Raw genomic sequence first — 7,034 nt, forward strand, 5'->3', positions numbered from 1 at the left:
GCTCACCGGGCGATCGGGCAGCGCATCGGCGAGCGTCGCGTCCACCGCCGAGGCCTCGCCGACGCCGAGCCCCGCACCCACCGCGGATCCGGCCCGCTCGGCGCCCGCCGACGCCGGCGCCCGCGACCTCCGCATGTGCTCCATCTCCGCGCTCGCGCAGGATCCGCGGCTGGCGACGTTCGAGGGCCAGGTCCGCGACGCGGCCACCGGGCGCGTCCTGTTCGACCGGGACGGCAGCACCCCCGAGCGCACGGCGAGCGTCATGAAGGTCGTCACGTCGGCCGCCGCCCTCGCCGCGCTCGGTCCCGACCGCCGCATCGCCACCACGGTCGTCCGCGGTGCGGAGCCCGGCACCGTGGTGCTCGTCGGCGGCGGCGACCCGACCCTCTCCCGGCTCACCTCCGGCAGCTCCGTGTACCCGGGCGCCCCGCGTCTCAGCGACCTCGCGCAGCAGGTCCGCACGGCCTGGGCCGCGGATCCGTCGACGGCCGGCACGCCCATCACCCGCATCGTGCTCGACACGTCGCTCTTCTCGGGGGAGACGTGGGCGCCGTCCTGGGCGGCGACGGAGCGCCGCGCCGGGTACTCGAGCTTCATGACGCCGCTGCAGCTGGACGCCGACCGCGCGGATCCCGCCGCCGTCGTCTCCGCGCGCAGCGAGGACCCGCTGGCGCGCGTGGGCAGCACGTTCCGCTCCATGCTCGGCGCCTCGGCCGAGGTCGCGCAGGGCACCGCCCCCGCGGGCGCCGCCGTCCTCGGGAAGGTGGAGTCGCAGCCCGTCTCCTCCCTCGTCCAGACGGCGCTCATCAACTCCGACAACGTGCTCGCGGAGTCGCTCGCGCGGCTCGTCAGCATCCAGGTCGGGGCGGGGAGCACGCAGCAGTCGCTGGCCGCGGGCATCCCGAAGGCACTCGAGGCGTACGGCCTCGACACCTCCGACCTGACCATCGTCGACGGACAGGGCCTCAGCCCCGACAACCGCGTGCCGCCGTCGCTCCTGGCGCAGCTGATGATCCAGGTCGACCAGCGCCAGCAGGCGCTCGGCTACCTGCACGACGGGCTCCCGGTCGCGGGACGCACCGGCACCCTCGCGAGCCGGTTCACGGGCGACAGCTCGGTCGCCCGCGGGCACGTCGTCGCGAAGACCGGGTGGATCGACACCGGGTACACGCTCGCGGGCATCGTCGACGCGGCCGACGGCAGCACCCTGACCTTCGCCTTCTACGCCATCGGGAACGTGACCGGCGACGCGAAGGTCGCCCTCGACGCGCTGGCCGCGGGAACGTACCGCTGCGGCGCGGACCTGGGCGACGAGTGACGCGCCACCCGGACCCGGGCGGCGGATCCACGGCACCGGGCACGGCCCGGGGAAGGAGCGGCGCATGAGCAGGGCGTTGTTCATCATCGACGTGCAGAACGACTTCACGGAGGGCGGGGCGCTCGGCGTCACGGGCGGCGGCGACGTCGCCCGCGGCATCACCCGGCTCCTCGCGGCCGAGCCGTACCGCTACGACCACGTGCTCGCGTCCCGGGATTGGCACGAGGCGACGGGGGACAACGGCGGGCACTTCGCCGCCGCCGGCACCGTGCCCGACTTCTCGACCACCTGGCCGGAGCACTGCGTGCAGGGCACGCCGGGTGCCGAGTACCACCCCGACCTCGACGTCACCGCGGTCGACTTCCACCTGCGCAAGGGCCAGGGCGCTCCCGCGTACTCGATCTTCGAGGGGACGACGGAGGACGGCGTGCCGCTCGCCGACCTCCTGGTCCTCCACGACATCACGGACATCGACGTCGTCGGCATCGCCACCGACTACTGCGTGCTCGCCTCGGCGCTGGACGCCGTCCACCAGGGCAAGCGCGTGCGCGTGCTCGCCGACCTGGTCGCGGGCGTCGCCCCGGCCACCAGCACCGCGGCCCTGGAGCGGCTGCGCGACGCGGGCGCCGAGATCGTCGACGGCCCGGCCGTCTGACCGACGGACGACCGCGGCGATCCCGGCACGACGCGGACGCGCCGGCGCACGAGCCGCCGCACCAGCACCGGCACGAGCGCGACGCAGCGCACGAGCACCAGCACGGAAGAAGCGAGGACACCATGAGCGCGACCACCGAGACCGACCTCCTGTCGGGCACCCCCACCACCCTCCTCATCGGCGGGGAGCGGGTCGACGCGGAGGGCGGTGCGACGTTCGACGTCCGCGACCCGGCCACCGACGAGGTCATCGCCCGGGTGGCCGACGCGAGCCCGGCGGACGGGGCACGCGCCCTCGACGCCGCGGTCGACGCCGCGGCGGGCTGGGCGGCGACGGCGCCGCGCGTCCGCGGGGAGATCCTCCGTCGCGCGTTCGACCTGCTGCAGGAGCGCCGGGACGAGTTCGCGCTGCTCATGACGCTGGAGATGGGCAAGCCGCTCGCGGAGTCGCTCGGCGAGGTCGCCTACGGCGGCGAGTTCCTCCGCTGGTTCTCCGAGGAGGCCGTGCGCGTCACGGGCCGGTACGGCATCAACCCCGAGGGGACCGGCCGCATGATCGTGTCGCAGCACCCCGTCGGGCCGGTGCTGCTCATCACCCCGTGGAACTTCCCGCTCGCCATGGCGACCCGCAAGATCGCTCCGGCGCTCGCCGCGGGCTGCACCGTGGTCATCAAGCCGGCCGACCTCACGCCCCTCACCACGCTGCGCTTCGCCGAGCTCCTGGCGGAGGCGGGACTGCCCGCGGGCGTGCTCAACGTGATCCCCACGACCTCGGCCGCCGACGTCACCGAGCCGCTCATCGCGGACCCGCGGCTCCGCAAGCTCAGCTTCACCGGCTCCACGCCCGTCGGCCGTCAGCTCGGCGCGCAGGCCGCCCGGAACGTCCTCCGCGTCTCGCTCGAGCTGGGCGGCAACGCGCCCTTCGTCGTCTTCGCGGACTCGGACCTCGACTCGGCCGTCGACGGCGCCATGGCGGCGAAGTTCCGCAACGTCGGGCAGGCGTGCACCGCCGCCAACCGGTTCATCGTCGAGGCATCGGTCGCGGAGGCCTTCGCGGAGCGCCTGGAGGAGCGCATCGCGGCCATGCGCATCGGACGCGGCACCGAGGAGGGCGTGACGGTCGGCCCGCTCATCGACGGACGGGCGGTCGACAAGGCCGACCGCCTCGTGCGCGACGCGGTCGACCGCGGCGCCCGCGTGCGCGCGGGCGGCGAGCCCCGCGAGGGCGCCGGGCACTTCTACCCGCCGACGCTCATCACGGGCGTCGCCGAGGGGAGCGACATCCTCCGCGAGGAGATCTTCGGCCCGGTCGTGGCCATCGTCCCGTTCGCCGACGGGGACGAGGACGAGGCCGTGCGCCTGGCCAACGACACCGAGTTCGGGCTCGTCTCGTACGTCTTCACGCGCGACCTCGCCCGGGGCCAGCGGATGATCGAGCGGCTCGAGACCGGCATGACGGGGCTCAACATGGGCGTCATCTCGAACGCGGCCGCGCCCTTCGGCGGGGTCAAGCAGTCCGGGCTCGGCCGGGAGGGCGGGCTCGAGGGCATCCACGAGTACCTGAGCACGAAGTACACGCTGACGCCCGACCCGTTCGCCGCCTAGTGGCGCACGTCGTCCCGGTCGAGGACCTGCGGGATCCGCGGCTCGCCGACTACAGCCACCGCACCGACGTGGCGCTCCGCAAGGACCCGGGAGCGGGGCACGGGATCTACCTGGCCGAGTCCGCCCTCGTCCTGGAGCGCGCGCTCCGCGCCGGGCACGTGCCGCGGTCGGTGCTCGCGCTCGGCGGCACGGTCGACGAGGCGCTCCTCCTGGTCGGCGACCGCGACGTGCCCGTGTTCACCGGTCCGGGCGAGCTGCTGGCGGAGCTGACCGGGTACGTCCTGCACCGCGGCGTCGTCGCGTCGCTGCACCGTCCCGCCCTGCCGTCCGTCGCGTCGCTCGTCGCCGACGCCCGGCGGGTCGTGGTGCTCGAGGACGTCGTGGACCCCACCAACGTCGGGGCGATCTTCCGCTCCGTCGGGGCCATCGGCGCCGACGCCGTGCTCGTCACGCCGCGCTGCACGGATCCGTTCTACCGCCGGGCCATCCGCGTGAGCATGGGCACGGTGCTCCAGGTGCCGTGGACGCGCACGGGGGAGTGGCCGGAGACGCGGGCGACGCTCGCCGCGGCCGGCTTCCACGTGGCGGCGCTGGCGCTCACGCCCGACGCCGTCTCCCTCCGCGACTTCCCCGCCGCGGAGCACGAGCGGCTCGCGATCGTGCTCGGGTCGGAGGGGCCGGGGCTCTCCGCGGAGGCGATCCGGTCGGCGGACACGGTCGTGCGGATCCCCATGGCGCACGGCATCGACTCGCTGAACGTCGCCGCCGCGAGCGCGGTCGCGCTGTACGCGCTCACGGCACCGGCCGGGTGAGGCGGGGCATCCGCGGAGCGTCGATGCGGCGCACCCGCGGGCCGCGCGGCTCCCCGGGCGCCTAGCCTGGCGACGTCCGCGAGAAGGGGTCCCCATGAGCACGCGTCCCACCCGGCGGCGGCCCACGCCCCTCGCCGTCGCGTACATGGTCCTCGCCCTGGCCGGGCTCGTCCTGACGTGGACCGCGAACATCGAGGTCATCACCACCGGCCGGGACTTCCTCGCCGACCTGTCCGCCGGCGGCCCGGCCGTGTCGTCGCTCTCCTGGGACCTGCTCATCGCCGCGGTCGCGAGCGTGACGTTCATCATCGCGGAGGGACGGCGGCTGCGGATGAGGCGCGTGTGGGTGTACGTGGTCCTCGTCCCGCTGGTGGCGTTCGCCGTCGCCCTGCCGCTGTTCCTCGCGGCGCGGGAGATGCGGATCACCGCGCCGACGGACGATCTCGCGACGCCGTCGCACTGAGCGCCGTCGCGCTGAGCGCCGCCGCGCCGAGCGCCATCACGCTGAGCTGAGCCGAGCCGGCGTCGCCGTCGCCGTCGGTTCGGGGCGCCGGACGGTCGCGCCGCATGCGCGCACCGACCGGCCCCCGGAGGCGCCGCCCTCCGCTAGACGAGGAGCTGGTGCTTCGCGAGGTCGCGGTAGAGCGGCGTCGAGACGACGAGCTCGGCGTGCGTGCCCGTGCCGACGACGCGTCCCTTCTCGACGACCACGATGAGGTCGCTGTCGACGACCGTCGACAGGCGGTGCGCGATGACGATGAGGGTGCGGTGCTCGGCGACCGCGTCGATCGCCTTGCGGAGCAGCTGCTCGTTGAGGCCGTCGAGGCTGGAGGTGGACTCGTCGAGCAGGAGGATCGGGGGTGCCGACAGCAGCGTGCGCGCGATCGCGAGGCGCTGGCGCTCGCCGCCGGAGAGCATGATGCCGTCCTCGCCCACGGGGGCGTCGAGGCCGAGCTCGTTGCGCGCGAGCACCTCGGTGAGGTTCACCGCGTGGAGCACCTGGACGCAGTCCTCGTCGGTGGCGTCGAACGCCGTGAGGGTGAGGTTCTCGCGCAGGGTGCCCGCGAGCACGGGCGCGTCCTGCTCCACGTAGCCGATCTGGCGGCGGAGGTCCTCGCGGTCGAGCGTGCGGATGTCGCGGCCGCCCACGCGCACGACGCCGGAGGTGGGGTCGTAGAAGCGCTCGATGAGGGCGAGGATGGTGCTCTTGCCGGCGCCGGAGGGTCCGACGAGCGCGATGCGGGTGCCCCGGTCGGCGCGGAAGCTGACGCCCTGGAGCACGCCGCCGCCCGTCCGGTCGGCGCCGGGGGCCGCGTCCGCCGCCTGCGCGTCCCGGGGGGTCCTGCCGACGGCCGAGGCGCCCGGGGCGCCGCCGGAGCCGTCGGCGGCGTCCTCCTCGGCCGCGTCCGGCGCCGCGGGGACCGGGTAGGCGAAGCGCACGTCCACGAGCTCGACGGCGGGTGCGTCCGTGCGGTCGTCGGCGCTCGGGCCGTCGTCGCGCAGGCGCCCGGCGAGGGCCTGGTCGTCGTCGGTCTCGCCCGGCAGCTTCACGATCTCCTGGATGCGGCCGAGCGCGCCGAGCGCCTGGTTGACCGCCGTGACGGCGCCGAACGCCTGGCCGAGCGGCATGATCATGAGGAAGAGGAACAGGATGAAGGCCACCAGGTCGCCGACGCCGATGGCGCCCGACGCGACGCGGAAGCCGCCCACGCCGACCACCACGAGGAACGACGCCTGCAGGGCGATCCCCGCGATCGGCACCACGACGGCGGACGCCTTCGCGACCTTGATGCCCATCTCCCAGGCGCCCTCGGCGTCGGCCTCGATGGTGCGGATCTCCCGGTCGGTGGCGTTGCTGGCGCGGACCGTGCGGATCGCGCCGATGGCCCGCTCGACGCTGGCGGCGAGGTCGCCCACCTTGCGCTGCGCGCGCTGGCTGGCCACGCGGATGCGGCCGGAGAGCCCCACGACGGCGACGACGGAGACGGCGACGACCAGCACGGTGAGGCCGAGGAGCACCGGGTCGATGATCAGCATCGCGATGACGGCGCCGAGGAACGTCACGGCGCCGCCGATCGCCTCCACGAGGCCCTGCGTGAGCACGGCCCGGAGGAGCGTGGTGTCGGATCCGACGCGGGAGACGAGGTCGCCGGTGCGGCGCGTGTCGAACTCGGAGATGGGGAGGCGCAGGATCCGCCGGACCAGCGTGCGCCGCGACGAGAGGACGATGCCCTCGCCCATCCGCTGCAGCAGGTAGTGCTGGTAGCCGGAGAGGAGGCCGGAGACGACCACGAGGCCGACGAGCGCCCAGACCAGCGCGCCGAGCGCGCCGCCGTCCTGCACGACGCCGACCACGCGCTGCACGAGCAGGGGCTGGCCGAGGCTCGCGGCGGCGCCGAGCACGCTGAGCACGATGACGAAGGCCATGAGGCCGCGCTGCTCGAGGATGTAGGGGAGCAGCTCCGAGAAGCGGGCGCGGGGACCGTCGTCGGCCGCGTCGCGGCGGGCGAACGGGTTGCGGGACCGGGCGCGCGGGGCGGTGGTGGCTTCGGTCATGGGTGCTCCCGGGATCGTCGGTCGGCGTCGTGCGGCGGCGCGGACGGCGTCGCGGGCGGGTCGGGGTCGGACCCCGCGCGGACGGCGGG

The 7,034-nt window shown here is 75.0% G+C and carries 6 protein-coding genes; 5 read left to right on the forward strand and 1 reads right to left on the reverse strand.

Features of this window, described 5'->3' with window-relative positions:
• The 5 genes from dacB to Q6969_RS11375 form a co-directional block, all read left to right on the forward strand.
• On the forward strand, nt 1–1,318 hold a 1,318-nt coding region (gene dacB, locus Q6969_RS11355), incomplete at its 5' end, for a D-alanyl-D-alanine carboxypeptidase/D-alanyl-D-alanine-endopeptidase (protein ID WP_317230538.1).
• Between the two features lie 64 nt (nt 1,319–1,382).
• The gene (locus Q6969_RS11360) at nt 1,383–1,973 is read left to right on the forward strand and encodes an isochorismatase family protein (RefSeq protein ID WP_317230539.1); all 591 of its coding nucleotides are present in this window, start codon (nt 1,383–1,385) and stop codon (nt 1,971–1,973) included.
• A 122-nt stretch (nt 1,974–2,095) separates the two neighbouring features.
• Nucleotides 2,096–3,577, forward strand: a complete 1,482-nt coding sequence (locus tag Q6969_RS11365; protein ID WP_317230540.1) for an NAD-dependent succinate-semialdehyde dehydrogenase — start codon at nt 2,096–2,098, stop codon at nt 3,575–3,577.
• Nucleotides 3,577–4,389, forward strand: coding sequence for an RNA methyltransferase (locus Q6969_RS11370; RefSeq protein ID WP_317230541.1), 813 nt, complete (start codon nt 3,577–3,579; stop codon nt 4,387–4,389). Before Q6969_RS11365 ends, Q6969_RS11370 begins: the two co-directional genes overlap by 1 nt.
• A gap of 94 nt (nt 4,390–4,483) precedes the next feature.
• Nucleotides 4,484–4,852, forward strand: a complete 369-nt coding sequence (locus Q6969_RS11375; RefSeq protein ID WP_317230542.1) for a DUF2834 domain-containing protein — start codon at nt 4,484–4,486, stop codon at nt 4,850–4,852.
• Nucleotides 4,853–4,995: 143 nt separating this feature from the next.
• Here the strand turns inward: Q6969_RS11375 and Q6969_RS11380 are convergent, their stop codons facing one another.
• The gene (locus Q6969_RS11380) at nt 4,996–6,945 is read right to left on the reverse strand and encodes an ABC transporter ATP-binding protein (protein ID WP_317230543.1); all 1,950 of its coding nucleotides are present in this window, start codon (nt 6,943–6,945) and stop codon (nt 4,996–4,998) included.
• Nucleotides 6,946–7,034 lie beyond the last annotated feature (89 nt).

Source organism: Clavibacter sp. MX14-G9D, from assembly GCF_032917815.1.
Taxonomy (GTDB): domain Bacteria; phylum Actinomycetota; class Actinomycetes; order Actinomycetales; family Microbacteriaceae; genus Clavibacter; species Clavibacter michiganensis_K.

Excerpts from the sequence above, each read along its gene's own strand:
- Q6969_RS11375 (WP_317230542.1), top strand. The coding sequence starts at position 4,484 with ATGAGCACGCGTCCCACCCGGCGGCGGCCCACGCCCCTCGCCGTCGCG.
- Q6969_RS11365 (WP_317230540.1), top strand. The coding sequence starts at position 2,096 with ATGAGCGCGACCACCGAGACCGACCTCCTGTCGGGCACCCCCACCACC.
- Q6969_RS11380 (WP_317230543.1), bottom strand. The coding sequence starts at position 6,945 with ATGACCGAAGCCACCACCGCCCCGCGCGCCCGGTCCCGCAACCCGTTC.
- Q6969_RS11360 (WP_317230539.1), top strand. The coding sequence starts at position 1,383 with ATGAGCAGGGCGTTGTTCATCATCGACGTGCAGAACGACTTCACGGAG.